The 22,814-nt window shown below is 43.0% G+C and carries 17 protein-coding genes and 1 pseudogene; 14 read left to right on the forward strand and 4 right to left on the reverse strand.

Translation table 11 applies throughout. The features are described 5' to 3' along the window. Positions 1-97: 97 nt before the first annotated feature. Positions 98-2,929, reverse strand: coding sequence for an excinuclease ABC subunit UvrA (gene uvrA, locus MHM99_RS08020; protein WP_049587075.1), 2,832 nt, complete (start codon positions 2,927-2,929; stop codon positions 98-100). 368 nt (positions 2,930-3,297) lie between these two features. Here uvrA and MHM99_RS08025 point away from each other — a divergent pair, with 368 nt between their 5' ends. After that, positions 3,298-4,635, forward strand: coding sequence for an MFS transporter (locus MHM99_RS08025; RefSeq protein WP_239218832.1), 1,338 nt, complete (start codon positions 3,298-3,300; stop codon positions 4,633-4,635). A 10-nt stretch (positions 4,636-4,645) separates the two neighbouring features. Here the strand turns inward: MHM99_RS08025 and MHM99_RS08030 are convergent, their stop codons facing one another. Continuing rightward, complete coding sequence (locus MHM99_RS08030) at positions 4,646-5,260, reverse strand: hypothetical protein (RefSeq protein ID WP_230633747.1); 615 nt, start codon at positions 5,258-5,260, stop codon at positions 4,646-4,648. A 232-nt stretch (positions 5,261-5,492) separates the two neighbouring features. On the opposite strand from MHM99_RS08030, the gene MHM99_RS08035 reads away from it, so the two are divergent. After that, positions 5,493-6,356 (forward strand): alpha/beta hydrolase, encoded by an 864-nt coding sequence (locus MHM99_RS08035; RefSeq protein WP_239218834.1) that lies wholly within the window; start codon positions 5,493-5,495, stop codon positions 6,354-6,356. Between the two features lie 411 nt (positions 6,357-6,767). Here the strand turns inward: MHM99_RS08035 and MHM99_RS08040 are convergent, their stop codons facing one another. Further along, positions 6,768-7,769 (reverse strand): LacI family DNA-binding transcriptional regulator, encoded by a 1,002-nt coding sequence (locus tag MHM99_RS08040; RefSeq protein ID WP_014947876.1) that lies wholly within the window; start codon positions 7,767-7,769, stop codon positions 6,768-6,770. Between the two features lie 328 nt (positions 7,770-8,097). On the opposite strand from MHM99_RS08040, the gene MHM99_RS08045 reads away from it, so the two are divergent. The 12 genes from MHM99_RS08045 (at position 8,098) to MHM99_RS08100 (ending at position 22,507) form a co-directional block, all read left to right on the forward strand. Continuing rightward, positions 8,098-9,117: an aldose epimerase family protein gene (locus tag MHM99_RS08045; protein ID WP_239218836.1), complete on the forward strand. Its 1,020-nt coding sequence runs from the start codon at positions 8,098-8,100 to the stop codon at positions 9,115-9,117. 172 nt (positions 9,118-9,289) lie between these two features. After that, positions 9,290-10,345, forward strand: coding sequence for a UDP-glucose--hexose-1-phosphate uridylyltransferase (locus MHM99_RS08050; protein WP_239218838.1), 1,056 nt, complete (start codon positions 9,290-9,292; stop codon positions 10,343-10,345). Continuing rightward, positions 10,338-11,477 (forward strand): galactokinase, encoded by a 1,140-nt coding sequence (gene galK, locus MHM99_RS08055; protein ID WP_239218840.1) that lies wholly within the window; start codon positions 10,338-10,340, stop codon positions 11,475-11,477. Before MHM99_RS08050 ends, galK begins: the two co-directional genes overlap by 8 nt. A gap of 356 nt (positions 11,478-11,833) precedes the next feature. Further along, a complete protein-coding gene (locus MHM99_RS08060) occupies positions 11,834-13,396 on the forward strand; it encodes a sodium/sugar symporter (RefSeq protein WP_239218842.1) in 1,563 nt (520 codons plus the stop codon). Positions 13,397-13,663: 267 nt separating this feature from the next. Then, positions 13,664-14,248: a single-stranded DNA-binding protein gene (locus tag MHM99_RS08065; RefSeq protein WP_039217393.1), complete on the forward strand. Its 585-nt coding sequence runs from the start codon at positions 13,664-13,666 to the stop codon at positions 14,246-14,248. Positions 14,249-14,423: 175 nt separating this feature from the next. Next, a complete protein-coding gene (locus MHM99_RS08070; protein WP_239218844.1) occupies positions 14,424-15,746 on the forward strand; it encodes a site-specific integrase in 1,323 nt (440 codons plus the stop codon). Continuing rightward, positions 15,733-17,277 (forward strand): site-specific integrase, encoded by a 1,545-nt coding sequence (locus tag MHM99_RS08075; RefSeq protein WP_202941638.1) that lies wholly within the window; start codon positions 15,733-15,735, stop codon positions 17,275-17,277. The genes MHM99_RS08070 and MHM99_RS08075 overlap by 14 nt, the downstream gene beginning before the upstream one ends. After that, positions 17,270-19,342, forward strand: coding sequence for a hypothetical protein (locus MHM99_RS08080; RefSeq protein ID WP_202941639.1), 2,073 nt, complete (start codon positions 17,270-17,272; stop codon positions 19,340-19,342). Before MHM99_RS08075 ends, MHM99_RS08080 begins: the two co-directional genes overlap by 8 nt. A gap of 14 nt (positions 19,343-19,356) precedes the next feature. Further along, entirely contained in the window at positions 19,357-19,869 is a 513-nt protein-coding gene (locus MHM99_RS08085; RefSeq protein WP_239218846.1) for a hypothetical protein, read from the forward strand. Between the two features lie 16 nt (positions 19,870-19,885). Continuing rightward, positions 19,886-20,332: a VPA1267 family protein gene (locus MHM99_RS08090; protein WP_202941641.1), complete on the forward strand. Its 447-nt coding sequence runs from the start codon at positions 19,886-19,888 to the stop codon at positions 20,330-20,332. Beyond that, positions 20,329-22,104: an AAA family ATPase gene (locus MHM99_RS08095; RefSeq protein WP_239218848.1), complete on the forward strand. Its 1,776-nt coding sequence runs from the start codon at positions 20,329-20,331 to the stop codon at positions 22,102-22,104. Before MHM99_RS08090 ends, MHM99_RS08095 begins: the two co-directional genes overlap by 4 nt. Positions 22,105-22,195: 91 nt before the next feature. Next, positions 22,196-22,507, forward strand: a complete 312-nt coding sequence (locus MHM99_RS08100; RefSeq protein ID WP_239218850.1) for an ATP-dependent RecD-like DNA helicase — start codon at positions 22,196-22,198, stop codon at positions 22,505-22,507. Positions 22,508-22,573: 66 nt separating this feature from the next. Here the strand turns inward: MHM99_RS08100 and MHM99_RS08105 are convergent. Further along, positions 22,574-22,720: pseudogene (locus MHM99_RS08105) on the reverse strand (ISAs1 family transposase); the annotation flags it as partial. Positions 22,721-22,814: the final 94 nt, after the last annotated feature.

Raw genomic sequence — 22,814 nt, forward strand, 5'->3', positions numbered from 1 at the left:
GTCATCGCGCACTTCTTACAAGCTGCTGTGTAAATTACACAGCAACAAAATAGAAAACGAGTGCGCTTTACGCTAACGGATTTACCTCGTTACCGGCTCAAGCTTGTGTGAGCATGGGTTTCAGGAATCGACCTGTATGTGAAACTTCTTGTTGTGCCACATGCTCAGGTGTTCCCTCTGCAATAATCTGGCCACCTCCGGATCCACCTTCGGGTCCAAGGTCAACAATCCAGTCTGCGGTTTTAATCACATCTAGGTTATGCTCAATAACCACAACGGTATTACCGTGATCGCGTAGTCTGTGAAGGACGGCTAATAACTGTTTAATATCGTGGAAATGCAACCCGGTGGTTGGCTCATCCAAGATATAGAGTGTTTGCCCAGTGTCTCTTTTTGACAACTCTTTCGCCAATTTCACGCGCTGTGCTTCACCACCCGATAACGTAGTGGCTGCTTGACCTAGTCGAATATAAGACAAGCCCACGTCCATAAGGGTTTGCAATTTACGTGAAATAGCCGGAATAGCATCGAAGAACTGACGGGCATCCTCCACCGTCATTTCTAATACTTCGTGAATGTTCTTATCTTTGTACTTTATCTCTAGGGTTTCACGGTTATAGCGTTTGCCCTGACACACGTCACAAGGCACATATACGTCTGGCAAAAAGTGCATTTCCACTTTAATTACGCCGTCACCCTGACACGCCTCACAGCGACCGCCTTTCACGTTAAAGCTAAAGCGGCCAGGCTTGTAACCCCGTGAACGCGACTCTTGAGTGCCGGCGAACATTTCACGAATAGGTGTGAAAATGCCAGCGTAAGTCGCTGGGTTAGAGCGCGGGGTTCTGCCGATAGGGCTTTGGTCAATATCGACCACTTTATCTAGCTGGTCTAATCCTGTCATCGACTTATGCGGCGCCGGTTCAGAAGTAGTCGCCTTGTTCAGCTCGCGTTGCGCTATTTTGTAGAAAGTGTCATTAATCAGCGTTGATTTACCCGAGCCCGATACACCGGTTACACAGGTCATTACACCGGTAGGTATACGTAAATCAACAGACTTCAAGTTGTTACCGGTTGCGCCTAAAAGCTCTAGCCACTTGTCGTCTTTCACCGGTGTACGTGTTGCAGGGATATCTATTTTCTCTCTGCCAGATAAGTACTTTCCAGTAAGTGAGTGTTCACTGTTTTTAATGTCTTCCAGTGAGCCTTCGGCAATAATCTCACCGCCATGCACACCTGCACCTGGGCCAATATCTACAATGTAATCGGCTTCGCGAATGGCATCCTCGTCGTGCTCTACAACTAGAACAGTGTTACCCAGGTCACGCAAATGCGTAAGCGTACCAAGTAAGCGCTCATTATCCCGTTGGTGAAGTCCGATAGAGGGTTCATCCAGCACGTACATAACGCCCACTAAGCCTGCGCCAATTTGACTTGCCAGTCGAATACGCTGAGCTTCACCCCCTGACAGGGTATCGGCGCTGCGCGACATAGAAAGATAGTTAAGACCTACGTTTACCAAGAAGCGCAAGCGGTCCATGATTTCTTTCAAAATCTTTTCAGCTATCTGAGCGCGTTGGCCTTCAAGGTTGAGTGTCTCGAAAAAGCCATACGCGTCGGCAATTGACATGTCAGCAATGGCAGGCAGGTTGGTGTCTTGTATAAATACATTACGTGCTTCAACGCGCAGACGGGTGCCGTTACAGCTACTGCAGTGCTGCTGGCTTAAATATTTTGCTAACTCTTCACGCACCGAGTTCGACTCGGTCTCGCGATAGCGGCGCTCCATATTAGGGATAATGCCTTCAAATGGATGCTTGCGCTCCATCACGTCGCCACGCTCGTTTATGTACTTAAACGACAACGACTTGCCCTTAGACCCATAAAGCACAATGTCCTGGTGCTTTTTATCGAGCTCTTCAAATGGTGCGGTAAGGCTAAATTTATAATGGTCTGCTACTGCCTGTAGCATTTGGAAGTAGTAATAGCTGCGCTTGTCCCATCCGCGAATAGCGCCGCCAGACAAACTTAATTCGGTATTGCCGACTACGCGTGCTGGGTCAAAAAACTGTCTTGTACCTAGCCCGTCACAAGTTGGGCATGCACCCGCTGGGTTATTAAATGAAAACAGACGAGGTTCAAGTTCACTAATGCTGTAACCGCAGTGTGGACAGGCGAAGTTGGCAGAAAATACAATTTCTTCTGCGTCTTTATCGTCCATATCAGCCACAACCGCGTTACCGCCAGCAAGGCTCAGCGCCGTCTCGAACGATTCAGCTAAACGCAGCGCCATGTCATCGCGCACTTTAAAGCGGTCAACCACAACTTCAATGGTGTGCTTCTTGTGCAAATCGAGAGGCGGCGGATCAGACAGGTCACACACTTCACCGTCGATACGCGCGCGAATAAAGCCTTGAGCAGACAGGTTTTGCAGCGTCTTAACGTGCTCGCCTTTACGCTCTTTAACAATAGGCGCTAGCAGCATTAACTTACTGCCCTCGGGCATCGCTAACACTTTATCGACCATTTGGCTGACCGTTTGTGCATCTAGCGGCACATCGTGGTCTGGACAGCGTGGCGTGCCCACTCGCGCGAACATCAAACGCAGATAGTCGTATATTTCAGTGATGGTACCCACCGTTGAACGAGGGTTATGCGATGTTGATTTCTGCTCAATGGATATTGCTGGTGATAAACCCTCAATATGATCAACATCTGGTTTTTCCATCATAGATAGAAACTGACGAGCATAGGCAGACAAAGACTCAACGTAACGACGCTGGCCTTCTGCATAAAGCGTGTCGAATGCAAGAGACGATTTACCCGAGCCAGAAAGGCCGGTTATCACCACCAGTTTGTCTCGTGGCAGTGTTAAATCGATGTTTTTCAAGTTGTGGGTGCGAGCACCGCGAATTTCGATTTTATCCATTGAAGCCTAAATGAGAGAAAAAGAATCAGTATGCCATAGGTGTCAAGTAAAGTGATATGACATTCAAGTTATACTGTAAGCGGAGTAAGCAGATCACCTCACGGACATAAGCTTACGATTAGTTCTCGATTATCGACATTGCAAAATGGTGATTTTATCCCCACTTTTAAACCCCTAGTAAGGCAAAAAGGCTAAATCGACCCATTGAGCGGGAGAAAACGCCAATTGTATTAATCGAATTTAAGGTAAGTGGGCGCAAGAGCAATTTATGCTACACTTCGCGACCTTATTCTTGATGCTGCAGAAACAAGTGTTCTCTGCGCGCTTTTACGTTTTTTTGATTTTATTTATTGAGGGAAAAAGACGCTTTGAACGCTTTGGAATTACGCGCCGCGCTTGCACTCGCCTCCGTTTACGTATTACGCATGATGGGGCTGTTCATGGTTATGCCCGTGTTGGCTGTAGCCGCAATGGACTACCCAGATTATTCGCCGCTGTTGGTAGGGCTTGCCGTGGGTGGATATGGCCTAACCCAAGCTGCGCTGCAAATTCCTATGGGTATGATGTCTGACAAATGGGGGCGTAAACCCGTTATTTTGCTAGGGCTTGCTGTATTTGCATTAGGAAGCTTTGTAGCAGCAAACGCCGACAGTATGGCCATGATGATTGTTGGGCGTATTCTTCAAGGCGCTGGGGCTATTGCAGGTGCGATAATGGCGCTAGCTACCGATGTAAGCCGGGAAAGTCAGCGAGCCAAAGTGTTAGCTATTATAGGAATAGCCATTGGCTTCTCATTCTATTTAGCCGTTATTTTAGGACCTCTCATTGCGAACAGCTACGGGCTTGCAGGTGTGTTTGGTATTACTGGTATTCTGGCCATTCTTTGCATGCCGCTGGTTAAATGGGTAGTGCCAAACGGTGTGCAGCTGAGCAGTGGCGATACACTCCCACAAAAAGACCAGCTAAAGCGCTTAGTCTTCTCTTCTCAGTTATGGCGTTTAAATATCAGCGTGATGATTCTACACATGATGATAACGCTGCTGTTTGTTCAACTGCCCGTTACGCTACTGAATTTTGATATGACGCTAGACAGTCACTGGACGGTCTACTTACCCGTTTTAGGCGCGTCAATTGTAGGTCTAATTATAATGATGGGAGCAGCAAGAGGCCGTACGCCTAAATCGCTCCTTGTAACCGGCGTTGTATTCATGGGCGGCGCGTTTTTGGCGCTGAGTTTAGAGGACCATAGCTGGTGGTGGGTTACCGCGGCCGTAGTGCTTTTCTTTACCGGCTTTAATTATTTGGAAGCGAATTTCCCTGCATTGGTGTCGAGCATTGCGCCTGCGGGACAAAAAGGAACGGCCATGGGCCTCTACGCCAGTTTTCAATTTTTCGGTGCGTTTTTGGGCGGTGTAATTTCAGGTTTCGTCACCGATATTTGGTCGCAAGAGTTAGCTTATGGCATTGGTGCTGCTAGCACTCTGCTTTGGCTTTTTATTATTCTTGGTGTTAAAGAAGTGAGCCGGGTTAAGCGTGTGATGATGAATGGAGATTTTGATAGTTCAAATGTTTCCAGCATTGAAGCCGAGCTGCTGTTAGTGCCTGGTGTGTTGGAAGTGACATTAAACAGTCAAAATAACGCGGTATACCTGAAAGTTGATCGTGATTTTGATGCGGTAAAAGCGCGAGACGTGTTGTCTGGATAGTTTCTTAGGCTTATACCGCCTCTAGTTCGCTTAGCGCATTTCCGCAGTTGTGTAACAGTGAAGACTTTATACGTTTGGTGGCATCATCAATGGCGGTTTTCATTGCATCGATAGCAATCTGATTGCTCTCTTTTTCACTGACACTGGCGTTCACATTCATGCTTTGCCCTCTGAAGGTGGTGGCGGGTGAATACTCATCGGCATAGTCAGGTTTGTACTTAACATTAAGCACCACGGTGGCAACCATATTACTTCCTAAGGTTTTTATAAACGCGCGGTTTAGTACTACTTTTACGCTGTTGGCTGCTTCAATATCTGGGCTGACATTCATCGCTTCTAAGCTTTGCTGTAACAGTGAATAGAGCGTGTCTTCTGTTACATTACTGCTTCCAACGAGCAAGTCTTTACTCGACCGTATGTCGATTAGTTCTGCCAAGTTAATTGGACAAGCTTTCGCTTTAGACATGGTTAGCTGATAGTCTTTTCTCTGCGACGCAGGAATTAATGATGAGTCAAGCTCGGGTGGCGTAGACTCGCAGGCAATAAGTAAGGGTAGGGCACAGCAGGCAACAATAAGTCGAGCTGGTGATGTAGCGTAAGACATGGAAAATGTTCTACTTTTCATTAAATTATTTTTGTTTTATGCAGATAAATTATGCAAGTAATATTGTCTTTAGTATAAGAAAGTTTGTATCGCTAAGAAACAGAACAACTGTTGCAAACTGTTACAGCTTGTTTAGCATAGGCGTGGGACTGTTGATTTTGCTGAGCGAGTTTTTGATCAGCGACACAACCATTACACCTATGTAACCTGAATAAAAATTTCGCCATAACCATTCAACACGGACAGTTCTTTAATGATGAGCTTAAAAAACGCGGTAATTAGTGTAGTTGCAAGTGTGTCACTTATTGGGTGCGCAATTAACGTGTCCCCTTCGGCCTTCTTTTATCAAGACACTCAGCAAAAGCCCCTTGATACTACGAAGCTACACGCGGCAATTCAAAAAGACAAAACCTCAGCGGGCATAACCCGTGTTGAAGTTAAAAATGACGCTGGGTTAACTTTGAGAGGCGTTGCTGTTTCTTACCCTGACCCTATTGTTAACATTGTTTTCTTTGCAGACAATCGTATGCCTGTAAGCGAAAACAACAGCGTTATTCATAGACTGGGTAAGTTGCCCGCTAATATATTGTGGCTCGATTATCAGGGAGTAGGAGCCAGTGATAAAGCGAAGGACTTAAGTATTAACGCTATTAAACAAGATGCGTTAACCCAGTTTGACTATGTAGCAAGTGCGTTTGACGCCTCAATTCCCACTATCGTTCACGGCCGAGGTATAGGCAGCTATTTCGCAAGCTATGTTGCTGCAAATAGAAAGATAGACGCTTTAGTATTAGACGGCGCTTTCAATAACATCTCTGATTTAATTGCCAACATGGTGCCAGGCTTCTCTAATTCATTCACAAACATGAAGCTTCACGATGAAGTCCATAGTATGCAAATAGCCCCAATCTTACGTCATTATGAAGGGCCGCTATGGCTGGTGGTGGGTGAGGAAGACAAAATAACGCCTTACCCGATTAGTCAGCAGCTATTAGAAGATGCATCAAGTAGCGAAAAGTATATTTCAGTCATTCCTGGTGCGACGCACAACGCAACGCTAAAAAGTGACTATGCCATACAAGAGTACAAACAGTTTTTAGCAAGATTCACTCACTAATAGAAACCTTACTCGCTGTGGATAAGTAGTGGAAAACCTTGTTGGTAAGTCTGTTAATAGCCATATAGAACAACAGATCACGATCTTTTCATCACTTTCTGGTCGGATCACGAAATGTCAGTTAAATCAAGCGCTGTAGAGCAACTGTGCTCGATCTTAATCTTTTTTGATCGTAAAGCTGTGCAGGATCAGGCAATTTTGCTCTTTGGGGATAAAAGTTCGAGGCAAAACGATCAAGCGGGTATTTTTGTCAATAGTTTCGTGTCATGAAATTTTTAGAACACAGTTGCTCAACTATACATCGAATTACGATTAATCATCCATCAAACTGGCTTGTAAGTGATTAAATAAAATACCCGCCATAGGCGGGTATTTTTTTGGTCTATTAATTTTTGAAAGGAAAACGAACAGCTAAACCCTAACCATTGAATCTCGTTTTACTACTGTAGGAGTATATTTAAAGGTAAGCCCATCTTCTGGTTTGCTTCCCGATGCATACTTCAATGCAAGTTCCGCCGCTTTTGCTGCCATCATTTCTACTGGATAACGCAGAGTCGTTAATTTAGGACGACAGTACTTTGCTAACAGCACATCATCGTACCCCATCACAGAAACTTGTTCTGGAACTGAAATACCATGGTCCTGCAGCATGGTCATAGCACCAGATGCCATAGCATCGTTATAAGCCAAAACAGCAGTGAATTTTGCACCAGTAGCAAGCAAGTTTTGCATTGCCAGTTCACCACCTTCCTGATCGGGCGTAGCATACTCAATCATGCTTTCAGGCAAGCTTAAATTCGCATTGTTAACTGCGTTTCTAATCCCTTCGAGGCGATGATTAGGATCGTCTATGCGATACTGACTGCTTATCACCGCGACATGTTCATGGCCTTGGTTGATGGCATATTCCGCCATAAGGCGACCACCGGTTACGTTATCAAGCCATACACAACGATTTGCTATCTCTGGTATATAGCGGTTAATTAATACAAAGCCTGGAACTTGGTTTGCAAAACCGATCAGGGTCTCGTCATCAAGTGCTTTGCTGTGCACTACCATGGCTTCTACTCGATGCTCTAGCAGTGTTTCAATAGCGCGAAGTTCAGTCTCTTTTTCAATAGAGCCGGCACTTAATAAAATTTGAACGTTATTTTTGCGGGTAATGGACTCCACACCGTGGGCTAACATAGCGAAAAATGGGTCGTGGAGCTCAGCAATGACAACGCCTAAAGATGCGCTACGTTTGGTTACAAGTGCCCGCGCATTAGCGTTGGGACGATAACCCATTTCTTCCATGATTTTTTTGACACGCTTGCGAGTATCATTGCCCACTTTAGGACCATTATTAATAACCCTTGATACGGTCGCTAATGAAACGCCAGCGGCTTGGGCGATATCTTTTATTGTTGCCATTTTCTTTCAAACTTCGTTTTATTGCGTGGAGTGTCGATTGACCTGATTGCCATAGCGTACATTATATTTACAAAAAAAGATAAAATTCTAACGCTTAGCTTAAGGTGTCTTTCACGGGGCTGAGATGCATTAGAGAGATGAAGAGCGTTAGATTACCTAAGTGGTTTTACCTTCTATGATTGTTAATCAAACCGCTGTAAAAAAGAATGGAAAACGTATAACCTCCTAGACATTCTGAAAGATTGCATTATTCATTAATGTATAAAAAATGTGTGGTAGGTTGGAAAGCGTCAGTTTACTAAGCACGTCTTAAGGTAAAAATTTTGTTATGAAAATAAATGTATCTGCATTTGGTGAAGTTGAAGGCGAAGTCGTAAACGCCTTTACGTTAACTAACGACAACGGCATGTCAGTTACTTTGCTTAACTACGGCGGAATTATTAAAGAAATTCACTTCCCGAATGCAGAAGGTGAATCGGTAAGTTGTGTCCAAACTTTCGAGACTCTACAAGACTATATAGATGACCCGAGCTATCGCGGTGCTATCGTAGGACGCTACGCAAACCGAATTGGACATGGCTCGTTTGCGTTAAATGGAACAGAGTACACTTTAGATAAAAATGGCGGTGAACATAATCTACACGGCGGCCTAGCTGGGTTTCATAAGAAGGTTTGGGCTGCAAGCGTCCAAGAGGCGACAGACAGTGTGGCTGTAACATTTACCTTAACTAGTCCCGATGGGGAAGGTGGCTTTCCCGGTACTGTTAATGTAGAGGCATGCTATTCCCTTGATCAAAACAACGAGTTATCTCTTGTGATCACCGCAAACACAGACAAAGAAACCCCGCTTAGTTTCACGCAGCATGCTTACTTCACGTTGAGCAACGACCCGCAAGTAGGTAATACATTGCTACATATAGATGCTGACAAAGTCACTGACGCAGATAGCACCTTGCTGCCAACTGGAAAACTGGTCGAAGTTGCGAATACTCCCTTTGATTTCACGAAACCTACAGCAATAAAAGAAAGGGCAGAGCAATCTAATTCCCATCCATTATTTGATAGGGTGGGAGGCTACGACCACAACTATGTACTCCGTGATACGCCTGAGCATACCCCACAAGCAACCGTAAAGGCACTTGATACTGGTGTTGCTATGTCGTTATTTACTAACTTGCCGGGTTTGCAGTTTTATACTGGCGGGTTGAAAACCGACGATCAGCTTGGTGCCTTGTGCTTAGAACCACAGCATTTCCCGGATGCACCCAATAAGCCCGAGTTTCCAAACTGTTTCGTAAAACCCGGGGAAACCTTCAAAGCAAGTATGCGATACAAGTTCAGCGTATAGAAATCGTTATGTAGTAACAAAAGAAAATTATTTGTTATCAATTTAACAATTAATTTTCTTTGTTACGCAATTGATAAACGTAGAAGCTTGCTATATCATTATCAGGGTAAACGTTTAACCCTATTTAATGTTGCGCATTAGAGCGTAGCAGGCTAATTCAGAGAGAGTGATTATGGGAACCCCTTTCGACCCTACCAACGATCCACATCGCCGTTACAACCCTTTGTTGGGTGAGTGGGTGTTAGTGTCGCCTCACAGAGCGAAGCGCCCTTGGCAGGGAGCCTCAGAAGAGCCAAACAACGAACAAAAGCCATCTTACGACTCTACGTGTTATTTATGTCCAACAAACACCCGCGTGAATGGTGAAGTTAACCCTGATTACAAAGGTACGTTTGTTTTTCAAAACGATTTTGCTGCCCTTAAGCAAGATACAGAACAAGCCAGTGAGAAAAAGGGGCTGTTTCAGTTCGAAACTGAGCAAGGCTGCAGTCGTGTTATTTGTTTTTCCCCTGATCACAGCAAAACGTTACCTGAGCTTTCCGATGAAGAACGCGTAGACGTAGTCAACACGTGGAAAGCACAAACCACTGAACTTGGTGAAACCTATCGCTGGGTGCAGGTTTTTGAAAACAAAGGCTCGATGATGGGGTGTTCAAATCCTCACCCTCATGGTCAAGTATGGGCGCAGCAGCATGTGCCTACCGACCCAGCGAAAAAAGTCGTGCAGCTACAGCAATACTTTGGTGAAAACGGCACGCCTATGCTGTTGGACTATGCCGAACAAGAAGTAGCAAAGCAAGAGCGAGTCGTGTGTCAAAATGATGATTGGGTTGTAGTTGTACCATACTGGGCCGCTTGGCCTTTTGAGACGCTACTGTTACCGAGATTTGACGTGCAATCTATGCACATGATCTCGGATTCTCAGTCGCTATCTCTTGCTAAGATCATTGGCGAAATTACAGCGAAGTACGACAACTTATTTGAAACGTCTTTCCCATACTCTATGGGATGGCACAGTGCCCCATTTGATAGTGAAGCGCACCCCGAATGGACGCTACATGCGCATTTCTTCCCACCACTTCTGCGCTCAGCAAGTGTACGCAAGTTTATGGTTGGGTACGAAATGATGGCAGAGGCACAGCGAGATTTGACCCCTGAACAAGCGGCAGACAGATTAAAAGCACTATCCACAGTGCACTATAAGAAACGTGAGAATGCGAATGGATAATCAAGTACTTTCTTTTAATTTTGAAACGCATTACGGCGAGGCGCCAGCGTTAATCGCACATGCGCCGGGTCGAGTGAACATTATTGGTGAGCACACCGATTATAACGAAGGGTTCGTATTTCCGGCTGCAATCAACTTTGGAACGTGGGTTGCGGCAACAAAGCGCACAGATAATGACATCGTGGTTACCGCGATGGACTACGAAAATCAGCAAAACCAGTTTTCGTTGTCAGATATTAACTATGACGAAGAACAAGGGTGGGCAAACTATGTTCGCGGCGTAGTGAAAGTATTTAAAGAGGCCATGCCAGATTTTGGCGGTGCTAACTTATTGGTTACGGGCAATGTGCCACAAGGCGCTGGGTTAAGCTCTTCGGCATCTTTTGAAGTGGCTATACTAAAAGCGTTAAGCGCGCTGTATGAGTTGCCCCTCGATGGCGTACAGGCTGCACTGTTAGGCCAGAAAGCCGAGAATACGTTCGTAGGCTGCTCATGCGGAATTATGGATCAGTTAATCTCTGCTATGGGTAATGAAGGCATGGCAATGCTGCTTGATTGCCAGTCGCTAGCCATTGAGCATTCACCACTACCAGACTCGCATCAAATCGTTATCATCAATTCGAATGTTAAACGTGGTTTGGTTGACAGTGAATACAACTTGCGTCGTCAGCAGTGTGAACAAGGCGCGTCGTTATTGGGTGTGTCATCGTTACGCGAAGCAACTATGGAAATGCTAGAAGGCGCTAAAGCACATATGCCAGAGGTGGTTTATCGCCGCGCGAAGCATATTGTTACCGAAAACGCTAGAACACTGGCAGCAAGCCAAGCATTAAAAGCTGGCGACATCGAAACGGTTAGTGAAGCCATGGCGCAATCTCACATCTCCATGCGTGATGACTTTGAAATTACCGTTCGCCCAATCGATTACTTGGTTGAGATCATTGGTGAAGTGCTGGGTAAATCGGGAGGTGTTCGCATGACTGGCGGTGGATTCGGCGGCTGCGTAGTGGCCCTTGTACCTACCGACAAAGTTGAAGCGGTGAAGCAAGTCGTGGCCGACAAGTACTCTGATGAAACAGGGTACAGTGCTGATATTTATGTGTGTACGGCTACACAGGGCGCGTTCGCCTAATTATCGATTTAAATACAGCCTTTATGCACAAACCTCTCCCCTTTCTAAACAATCCTATTCTTTAGAATTGTTTGTGTCCCTTAAGCCGCATCCATTGGTTGCGGCTTTTTTTTACAAAAAGTGCACATTTCTAGTTAAAAAAAGTAAACAAAGTGTGATACTAATACTACCCGCAATAACGCGATAAGTTTAACGGTGAGTTTTTCACCCATTTATGATTTATAGTGCTTTGCGAAACGCGTTTTAATAACGTGACACTGGTGTGGCAACAACCAATATAATAATAAAAACAATTTTTCACCTGTGTACCCTGCATAACAATCGCCGCACCCAAAATAAGAACTTTGGGAAAAACTATGAAATTAGCATCAATAGATATCACGTTGTTCGTGGTATACGTCGTCGCGCTTGTCGGAATTGCGTGGTGGGTTTCTCGCGAAAAGCAGGGTCATCAAAAAGATACAAATGATTACTTTCTAGCGGGCTCAAGCTTGCCATGGTGGGCAATTGGCGCATCACTCATCGCTGCCAATATCTCTGCCGAACAAATCATCGGCATGTCGGGGTCAGGTTACCAGTTGGGGCTTGCCATTGCGTCTTATGAGTGGATGGCCGCCATTACGCTGCTTATTGTCGGCAAGTTCTTCTTACCTATCTTTCTTAAGCATAAAATTTACACCATGCCTCAATTTCTTGAGCAGCGATATGACCATCGCGTGCGCAAGGTAATGGCAATATTCTGGCTAGGTGTTTATGTTTTTGTAAACCTAACTGCTGTGCTGTGGTTAGGTGCATTGGCCATCAATACCATCGCGGGTGTTGATATGGTTTACGGCATGATGTTCTTAGGCCTTTTCTCGTTAACCTATTCACTTTACGGCGGTTTGAAAGCGGTAGCACTCACCGACATTATTCAAGTCGTGCTGTTGGTTATTGGTGGTTTGTTCCTGTCGTATACGGCGTTAAACCTAATCAGCGACGGCAATGGTGCCATCCAAGGTTTTGTTGACCTTACTAACAAGCTCCCTGAGAAATTCGACATGATTTTGTCAGAAGACAACCCGCACTATATGGACTTGCCGGGCATTTCTGTATTGATTGGCGGTATGTGGATCATGAACCTGTCGTATTGGGGCTTTAACCAGTACATCATTCAGCGCACGTTGGCGGCAAAGAGCGTTCAAGAAGCGCAAAAAGGTATTGCGTTTGCAGCTTTCCTAAAACTGCTAATGCCGCTAATTGTGGTATTGCCAGGGATTGCAGCAGTGCTAATTGTGCCAGACTTAGCTAAACCGGACCAAGCATACCCAAGCCTAATGACGCTAATGCCTGTTGGCCTTAAAGGTATTATCTTCGCAGCCTTGGTGGCGGCGATTGTGTCCTCGCTAGCGTCGATGACAAATAGCGTTTCTACTATTTTTACCATGGACCTTTATAAAGATAAGCGTCCAAACGAGTCGCAGCAGCATTATGTGAAAGTGGGTCGTATCGTAAGCTTGGTGGCGCTTATCATTGCTATGGTGGTGGCCAAGCCGCTGTTGGGTAATTTCGATCAAGCATTCCAGTATATCCAGGAATTCACGGGCTTCTTTACACCAGGTATCTGCGCATTGTTCGTTTTAGGTATGTTCTGGAAGAAAACCACAGCAAACGGTGGTCTATTGGCCGCATTAGGCTCATTTGTTTTAAGCATTGTGTTTAGACAATTCTGGCCTGAACTGCCGTTTATTGACCGTGTTGGTCTTGTGTTCCTGCTTTGTGTCGCTTTAGCTGTGGTTGTTTCTCTGCTAGAGAAAAAGGGCATTAGCGAAAACGCTGTCGATCTAAACGAAGTGCAGTTCAAAACCACAAGCGGATTTAATGTAGCATCTATCGCTGTAGTTATCCTTACAGCGGCGTTTTACATTACGTGGTGGTAGCAGACAAGGAAGGGCGTTTTTAATCGCAACGCCCTTGCTAAAATTAGCTAAAAACAACGCGAAAGTTCAGAAGACGCTGACAATAAATTTTGTTAAGTTCTAGAACGTGTTGCAGTTAGTAACGTAAACCTGTGGCGAAAAACTTCAATTTTCCCTCATAAAATACGGTATACTAACCGGCTAATATTCGATGAACTTTCGCGCTTGCTGATGTCTTACTAAGAAGAGTTATACAGCAAGCCACTAAAAACGTTACAGGAGACATCAATGGCAACGAAAGGCGTTAATAAGGTTATTCTTGTTGGAAACCTTGGCAATGATCCTGAAGTTAGATACATGCCTAACGGAAACGCCGTTGCGAACTTAAGCCTAGCAACTAGCGAAAGCTGGAAAGACCAACAGGGTCAGGTTCAAGAGCGCACTGAGTGGCACCGCCTTACAATGTACCGTCGCTTAGCAGAAATTGCCGGAGAGTACCTGAAAAAGGGCTCGCAAATTTATGTTGAAGGTAAATTGCAGACGCGTAAGTGGCAAGATCAACAAGGCCAAGATAGATACACCACTGAAATTATCGTAGACCAAATGCAAATGCTTGGTGGTCGCGGTGGTGAAGGTGGCGGCGGTAACGGTGGTTACCAACGTCCTCAAAACAACCAAGGTGGTTACAATCAAGCTCCAGCGCAGGGCGGCTATAACCAAGCGCCACAGCAAGGTGGTGGTCAGCAGGGCGGCTACAACTCAAACCAAGGTGGTGGCTACAATCAAGCGCCTCAGGGTGGCAATCAAGGTCAGCCAAAGAACCCACCAATGGCTGAGCCAGATTTTGACTTCGACGATGACATTCCGTTTTAATTTCTGGTATATTTAAAACTGTGTAATTAGGTTTTAAGAAGCCCTCTCCAGACCTTGTAAATTCTATCTTACCTGAATTTATGAAGTCTGGAGAGGGCTTTTTTTTTGTATAATAAAAATCAGCTTTTAAAAATAGTTATGTTGGTATAATGTTTTGTGTAACAAGGAGCTAGTTATGATAGTTAAAAGCAACATCTTTTCAGATGGAGAAAGACGTCCTCTGTCAATCAATGACAATGGTGAAGTCGACTTTTGGACAACTTTGTATCTGAGCGTCGAATATAGAAGTGATGGCAAGGCCTCGACGATAAAGAACGAACTATACAAAATTGAAGTTCTTCGTAAGTGGGAAGCGCACACTGGTAGGGATATATTGGCTGAGTTCCGTAAGCAAGTATTTCTCGACAAACAAACTATCTTATCTATCAAACGCTTCTGTGGTTATTCGATAAAAGATCAAAAAAAAAGCACCAATAAGGTCATTCATTTTTCACGTGTTGCGAAAAGCTCTTCGGCATTAAGCTCTGTAAGCAAAGAGTTTCAGTATCAACGTATGCTGGCGATTAATCAGTTTCTAGAGTTCTGTGCGAGAGAAATCTGTAAGTTCAAACCAAATTCTGGTGAGTTGAACAGTAGAATAGATGAAATGTGTTCATTCTTTAAGAAGCACTATCCTAAGGGGCTATCTAAGGGCTCCAAAGCAACCCACGCCGAGACTGAAATTTTGGACTATTTTCTCAAAGTGGCTCACTACAGTCATGAGTTAAACCCATTTTCCAACTTCAACCTCAAGTTTCGAAATTATCTCCTGATTCAGATACTCTATTGGACGGGAGTTAGACCATCTGAAGTATTGGCGTTACGTCTTGAAGATTTAGAGCATGATACAGAACAACCTGCACTCCTGTTTAGAAGGCGGCACGACGATAAATACGACCCTAGAGAAGATCAACCTACCTTAAAAACACAAGAGAAAGTACTCGTCATTCCGAAGTGGCTTTATGATGATATTGAGTTATATATAAGGCAGATCAGACCTTCTTTTGCAAAGTCAAAAAGTCACCCTTACTTATTTGTATCCCACAAAGGAAACTCTGGTACAGCTATGGGGAAAGCTTCATTTGCAGACTTAATACTTAAATTGAAACAGGTAGATAAGCGCTTTGAAAATGTTCAGCGCCGAGGCTTTCGCATTTATTTCAACGAAAGAATTTCAGATAAAATCGATGAGCATAATGGAGCGATCCGCGACAAAATTCGAGAAGCAGAACAAAAAGGTTACCTTGAAGAAGCGAGATTGCTAAAGCGTGATATTATCTCTGAAGCGGATGAGATAGATACTCGTATGCGATTGAACGGACATGCTCACGGGGAGAGTGCGAATGCTTACCTCCAACGACACGCTAGGAGAACAGCGAATAAAGTCCAAAAACAAATGATGGAAGACCACAGCGAAGTAATTAAAGGGATAAAGGACGCAAGAAATGGCGCTAGTTAATTATCAAAAAAAGACTGAAGTTCGCACAAGTAAACTTGGGTATGACTTTGACGTGTATGATAGCAAGTGGAGGTTAGATAATTCAACAGTTATAAATTGGCATTTATTGCCTAATGACTGTGAATCCATATTCATAATTGGGTTTAAAGAACAGCTTGCGGATTGGGCATGCGAGTTATCCGCCAGTAGTTCCAGAATTGTTTTTTCTACTATGCTGAGCTTATTGCGAAAAACTGGAGCAGTAAGCTTAACGCTTAGTGCTGTGCAAAATTATCTTTCAACGCTCGACAGTTCTAATGAGTACAAGCTTGGCAGTATTCGAGCTTTTCTTCTTAATTGGATCGATAAAAAAATTGAGGGTATTGATCCACAATTAGGTTCTTGGTTAGAGCAACTTACACTGAAAGGTATGAACAAAGGTGTTCCTGTAGCCAAAGGCTGCCCATTTACCGGAGCTTATTCTATGCAAGAGCAACACGCTGTGCTTAATTGGAGTGTAAATGCATTTATGGATAATAAGCTCTCGCTTCGAGATTATTCTTGGTTACTTCTAAATATCTACCTTGGCGCTCGACCTGCTCAATTTTGTCAATTTCGAGCACGTGATCTAAAAATTGAGAATAGTGGTGCCGAAAAAAAGTTCATGCTTGATATCCCGCAAGCAAAAAAACATGGCCAAACGAACTTTAGAGATGACTTCGTAACTGTCGAGATAGATGAAGAGCTTGCATTGCTTTTTACTAATCAGGCGAACGCAACATTAAGATTAATTGAGAAGCAAGTTGGTGAACTACCAGTAGAGCTGAAAGAGGATATGCCGCTATTTGCAGCTCCACGTAAAGTTGATTTGTTAGTTTCAGTTGATGACCTTCGAAATATATTGGCTAAAACACCAGATAGATTACATATGTCGCGAAATGTAGCACTGAAAATTCTACACTCTTTGTCTGCTAAATGTGATGCAAAATCTGAAAGATTAGAAGGTGAGTATATTCACTTAACAGCAAGACGCTTTCGCTATACGTTGGGCACAAATGCAGCTAGAAGAGGTTTGAGCTTGTCTATTATAGCTAAAGTGCTTCACCATTCAGATACACAAAACGCCTCAGTATATACAGAGAACGTAAAAGAGCTAACGGAAGAAGTTAACGAAGCTCTAGCGCCTGTTTTAGCGCCATTAGCTCAAGCATTCTCAGGTCAACTTATTGATAGTGAAGCTGATGCCATAAGGGTTAATGACCCTCGTTCAAGAATCCACAACAGAAATGGAAATGCGGTTGGAAATTGTGGTTCATTTGGGTTTTGCGCTACAGGTGGCCGCGCATGTTATACGTGTGCAAAATTTCAGCCATGGGTTCATGGGCGTCACCAGGTAATACTTGATGACTTGCTTGAGGAACGTGAACGACTAAAAAGCAAGGGAGCGTCGGCTTACGTGTTGCAATCTACGGATAGAACGGTATTAGCGATTACACAGGTAATTCAGCTATGTGAGAAAGCGAAGATGGATGAAGGAGTCGTCAATGGGTGAAAAGGCAAATAACGTTATAAATATTTGGCAAGCTAAACAAGAAAGAGATGGTCTAGATAACTTGGCCGAGTTTATCAACTTCGCTAAAACAGAGCTTACCTTGTACAACGAGCAAGGTTGGGAGGCAGATCGTTGGAAACCAAATAAAGGACAGACACTTGTTTTTGGTTTTCAGGAAGAGGGAAATAATTACTCCAAAGTCGAGTTGTTTAAGCAACCATATCTTAATTTCGTGAAGGCATTTATTAAGCAGCAAATGACTATTAAAGAAATTACTTCCGCTCACATTTGGATGTCAATGTTTCGTTTTTTGTACAAAGCTCTTCTATCTCAATATCCTGACCAAGCCCCATGCATTCTAAATGTTAACGGCCAGACATTGAAAGAGACAAAGATACTAATTGAAGTTGAAAAATACTCTCCGTTGCGAAAGTACCACATTGGCGGAAAGCTAAAAAGCTTGGCTGATTGGTTAGTAAACAATAATTTCGTATTAACTTTGCCTAAGTACAAAAACCCTTTCAGGAAACCTGCACATACGGCAGAACAGGTCAGTGAAGAAGGTGATAAATTCCGAGAAGAACGCTGCCCGACAATGCATGAAATGCTTACGTTTGCTGATTGCTTTTCCAAAGCTGAAACCATTGCAGATAAGTACTATACATCAGCTTTAGTGTTACTTTGCTTTGCTCCAGCGCGTATAAACGAATTAAGCGGCTTAACCATTCACTCTCTTCAGGAGGGAGATGATGGCGGCTGGTACATTGTTTGGTATGGCTCTAAAGGATTCAAAGATCATAGGAAGGGTGTACCAGAGCTTATGTTGGATGTAGTCAAAAAAGCCTTTCAAACGTTAAAAGAAATAAGTGAACCAGCAAGAAAAGCAGCTAAGTGGGCTTATGAACGCCCATTTGAATTCTTTCGCCATGAAGGGTGTATAACGCTAAAAAGTCATGGTGAATATGTCCAAATGAGCCAACAAGAATTTGCTTATGCAATGGATGTTGTCGGTGCATTACATCATACAAACAAAGAGGTTATAAATACTCCAGTTAAATGGATAAATGCCTTTCTGGCCAAGAATGAACTTACTTACGAGCGATTAAACCAACTAGTACACGGTAAATATCAGAATAAGGATTGGCCTAACAATCCAAAGTCTGAAAGGCCGGTTTGGGAAAACCTGCTATTGATAAGAGACCTTGAGCTAAAACCAGGTTCCAGCACAAAGAACTTCAGTTGGGTAATGCCAAAAGTCGACACCTTCAATAATCAAATTTCAAAAAAAGACAAAAAAATGTCCACTCTATGGGAAAGGTTTGGTGTATTTAACGAAGATGGAAGTGTGATTAGTTTGACCACTCATCAGTTTCGAGTTTGGTTAAATACACACTGTAAGCGAGGTGGAGTTGATGACTGGAAGATAGCGCAATGGTCTGGGCGAGCTGATATTAAACAAAATTCCGCATACGACCTACGTACTTCTAAAGAGAAAAACGAACTTGCCAAGCAACTAATGGTGACCAATTACAAGGAATCACCTTCAGCACTAGCTTTGAGAAAAGCTAATTTACCAGTTCCTTTAAAATCACTTGGCATTAACCGTGAGGGGGTTGCCGATTTTTCTGGCATCGGTTTTTGTACGCATGATTTTGCTCAAACTCCATGCACAAAAGCGGGGGAATGTGTCACCTGTAAAGAGCATGTTTGTATGAAAGGCGTTCCAGAAACCTTAGAAGAATTAAAGCACTTAGAGAAACTCATATCAGAGCAATATGTTACTGCCCAAAATGCTGCTGGCGATAGTGTATTTGGGGCAGATAGATGGGTAACTCATTTTGGGTGGAAGTTAGCACACATTCGGACTCTCATTCATCGTATGACAGACGATCAACTTGATGATGGTACCATCATTCGGATACCAGTCGAACATGATCCCTCGCCTACAAGAAGGGCTTTAGGAGATAAAGGGCTACAAAGTGAGTTTGATGCTAAAAAAGATAATCAGGTTTCTGAAAATGCAATTGGTGGTGCAACTATGGGCCAACTATTGGGGATATGCTGATGCCTAGAATCGTAATGACTGAAAAAAATATCCAAGCCATAGTTAGGATTATCAACGAGTGGGATCATAAGCTTTCAATGAAAGCTCTCTGCGAATATATCACTAAGCAATTAGATTTAGATAAACAAATATCAAAAAAGACATTGCTTGAGAATGAAGATGTTTCTAATGCTTACTACTCTAGGAAAGAATGGCTCAGAACTAATAAAGATACGACACCGAAATCTAACGATCTAAATCTGCAAAATGCATTTGATAAAATCGACAAGTTGAGGGCTGAACTAGAGAGTACTAAGGCCAAAAACAAGGCGTTAATAGAACAATTTGTGCGGTGGCAGTATAACCTTTACATGATGAGCATCAATATGGATCAACTGAATTGGGAACTACCTCAGAGTGTGGCGATGGATAAAATTATGGAAATCCTCAAAGATGCTCCTTTACCACCTAATGTAGATGCTTATGAATTGAACGTGCCTATGCCTAAAATCACTCGTGCGGATGATAAAAAGCTTAAAAGAATATAAAGGTTAAAGAGTAACATTGGCTGTTAGTAAAGGAAAAAATGGTGCGCAAGTTGCGCAAAATAATCTCGAAATATTCAGTGGCTGGGCTGCGGCTCAATCCCATGATGATTTTATACAAATCATAAACAGAGGTAAGCTAAATCGCAGGGATATTGCGGCTGCATGTGGTTTTGGTACAAGCGTATTTTCTCAGAACAAAAATGTAAGAGCCGCGTTGAAAAAGATTGAGGATCAACTTCGAGCAGATGGAGTATTACCACCAATTGCGGTTAAAACTACAGATAAAGAATCCAAACAGTATGATAACTCATCACGAAAGATAGCTAAGTTGGCCTCACATAATGGAAATTTGGAGCGTGAAAATATTGAGTTAAAGGCCAAAGTTAAGTTGTTGGAAGCAAAATTAGAAAGATTTTGCGAATTAAACGAAACCTTGGCCGAAATGGGTTTTGTGCAACGATGAATGAACATGAAACATCGGACAAGTTTCGTGTAACGAGTGTTCCTCATAAATCACTAAATTATGTCATCTTTACAGGTGTGCCATTGCATCAAGACTCCTATAGAGTCAAAAACGGTAAGTACTCAATAAGCGTTAAAGCTAGAATCGAGTCTTTACCAATAGCACCTCAACCTGGTCAGCACTGGATTGTAAGAGGCAAATGTAAAATTAGTAAGCAAGACCGTAATGGATATTTAATTGATCAACATACTTACGATTCACCAAAACACGCAGAATGCAGCCTTCCAGAAACAGGGGAACAGCTCATTAAATTTATTGCAAATGAGAGTGATTTTAAAGGTATCGGCGAGAGTAAAGCTAGGGCTCTTTGGGATGCCTTAGGAAGGGATTTTCACAAAATAGTTCGCAATGGTAACGATGCTTCAAGAAAACGTCTTAGAGAGCATCTGACAGATGATTCTATAGATGTATTATTTCAAGGGTATCAAAAATATGCTAATTTGCGTGACTTCAATTGGATGTCAAACAAGAAAATACCTGTATCAGTTCAGCAACGCCTCATCAAATATCATGGTGAAAAAACGTTAAAATGTCTTCGACGTAACCCATACCTTTTAATGGCTTTTGGTATGTCGTTTGTTCAGACCGATGAATTAGCCCGAAGTGAGTTTAGCTGTAAATTAGAAGATGAAAATCGGCTTAGTGCCGCCTTAGAGGCTGTTCTCTTTGATGATGTGAAGCGAGGTAATACGTATACACCACCAAAACTCCTTCGTGCGAACCTAATCAAATTACTTAATGACAAAGACCTTGTAGAATTAGCATTCAAAGCTGGGTATAACAAAGCTCAATATTTATTAAATCCGGACACAGGTAATTTCCATCAAACTGCTACGTTGTTGATGGAATCAGTAATTGCCAAACGGCTGTTAAAATTAGCGAACTCAACAACAAGCCGTTTCGATGAGAAAGCTAATAAAGCATACCGTAAAGCGATATTAGAGTTACCCTACGAGTTGACAGAAAAGCAACATGAAGCCGTAACTACTTGCTTGGGCAACGATATATCATGTATTACTGGGGGAGCTGGGACAGGTAAAACTACTGTGTTGCGCACAGCAGTAAGAGCGTTTGATTCTTTGAAATATCAAATTCATGCAGCGGCTCTTTCTGGACGAGCGGCAATGCGGCTGAGAGAAAGCATTGGTTTTGATACAACAACTATTGCTGGTTTTCTTAGAAATAAACCAATAGTACCTTGTGAAAAGCAACCGCTGCATTTACTTGTTGTTGATGAAGCTTCTATGATTGATGTTCCCACCATGTACCGCATAGTTAATCATGTTCACCCTTCTGTAAGGATTATTTTATCAGGCGATCCAGACCAACTGCCACCCATAGGTTGTGGCAAAGTGTTGGCTGATGTTGTGAAATCTAACGTCATAAAGAATACCGCTTTAGATATCGTTAAGCGACAGGACGGCCCTTCGGGAATACCTGAATATTCAAAAAAGGTTAATTCTGGTCAAGTTCCATTGGAATTGAGCATTGGAAACATTTTTTTTCATGAAACCGAAAAAAAATCAATTGTAGATCAATGCACTAAATTGTATGCGCAGTCCCCAAGTAGTAGCAGAGTGATGGCGCCAACACGTAAATTAGTTGAAGATCTAAATGCTGGAATCCAAAAAACGTGCAATTTTGAAGGTGAACTTCTTCAATTCATGATGGATGGAGATAGTTATTATCAAAACTTGAGGAGGGGGGGATGAAATCCTGTTTACTCAAAATAGCCATTCATTAGGATTTCAGAATGGCTCATTAGGTAAATTGATTAGCGTCGAGTTTGATGAAGAAAGAAAATTGTATGGTAAAATAGAGCTAGATACTGGAGAAATAATCGATATAACTCAGTCTGTTTTAGACTGCATTGAACTAGGTTACGCTATTACATTGCATAAAGCTCAAGGTTCTCAATTTCCGCGTATCATAGTCGCTGTAACTAAAGGCCGAATAACAGATAGGGCTTGGTTGTATACTGCTATTACTAGAGCTGAAACAGAAGTTCATCTAGTTGGCAGTGCCGAAGAATTTGAAATTATAACTAAAAACATTAGTAACGCTAACCGGAGACGCAGTTTCCTGCTCACTTTACTTAAATACCATAAAAATTAACCTATTTTCGGAAAGAACAGAATTAATTACTAAAAATATCAGGGCAAAATCATACTTGAATGAAATTTAAGCAAACAAGAGTTTTTCTCTGACTTCATCAGACCACGCCGCCTGCTTTAGCTTACCTTTCATACTGTCTTTAATAGGACTCAAGCGTGCTAAATTCATTGCAAAGCGGCGGAAGGTTGCCATATTTTCGGGCGCATCGCTGCGTATTTCGGTGAATCCGATCGGTCGTTTCGGTTTTATCCGATCACTTTTTCATCTTCTTTTTCGTCCCTGCCAGTTTTACCTTAAGTGATCGGAT

The organism is Alteromonas sp. MmMcT2-2, assembly GCF_022348305.1.
GTDB lineage: Bacteria > Pseudomonadota > Gammaproteobacteria > Enterobacterales > Alteromonadaceae > Alteromonas > Alteromonas macleodii.

Coding starts and splice junctions, on each gene's coding strand:
- uvrA (WP_049587075.1), bottom strand. CDS start 2,929: ATGGATAAAATCGAAATTCGCGGTGCTCGCACCCACAACTTGAAAAAC.
- MHM99_RS08030 (WP_230633747.1), bottom strand. CDS start 5,260: ATGAAAAGTAGAACATTTTCCATGTCTTACGCTACATCACCAGCTCGA.
- MHM99_RS08035 (WP_239218834.1), top strand. CDS start 5,493: ATGATGAGCTTAAAAAACGCGGTAATTAGTGTAGTTGCAAGTGTGTCA.
- MHM99_RS08040 (WP_014947876.1), bottom strand. CDS start 7,769: ATGGCAACAATAAAAGATATCGCCCAAGCCGCTGGCGTTTCATTAGCG.
- MHM99_RS08045 (WP_239218836.1), top strand. CDS start 8,098: ATGAAAATAAATGTATCTGCATTTGGTGAAGTTGAAGGCGAAGTCGTA.
- MHM99_RS08050 (WP_239218838.1), top strand. CDS start 9,290: ATGGGAACCCCTTTCGACCCTACCAACGATCCACATCGCCGTTACAAC.
- galK (WP_239218840.1), top strand. CDS start 10,338: ATGGATAATCAAGTACTTTCTTTTAATTTTGAAACGCATTACGGCGAG.
- MHM99_RS08060 (WP_239218842.1), top strand. CDS start 11,834: ATGAAATTAGCATCAATAGATATCACGTTGTTCGTGGTATACGTCGTC.
- MHM99_RS08065 (WP_039217393.1), top strand. CDS start 13,664: ATGGCAACGAAAGGCGTTAATAAGGTTATTCTTGTTGGAAACCTTGGC.
- MHM99_RS08070 (WP_239218844.1), top strand. CDS start 14,424: ATGATAGTTAAAAGCAACATCTTTTCAGATGGAGAAAGACGTCCTCTG.
- MHM99_RS08075 (WP_202941638.1), top strand. CDS start 15,733: ATGGCGCTAGTTAATTATCAAAAAAAGACTGAAGTTCGCACAAGTAAA.
- MHM99_RS08080 (WP_202941639.1), top strand. CDS start 17,270: ATGGGTGAAAAGGCAAATAACGTTATAAATATTTGGCAAGCTAAACAA.
- MHM99_RS08085 (WP_239218846.1), top strand. CDS start 19,357: ATGACTGAAAAAAATATCCAAGCCATAGTTAGGATTATCAACGAGTGG.
- MHM99_RS08095 (WP_239218848.1), top strand. CDS start 20,329: ATGAATGAACATGAAACATCGGACAAGTTTCGTGTAACGAGTGTTCCT.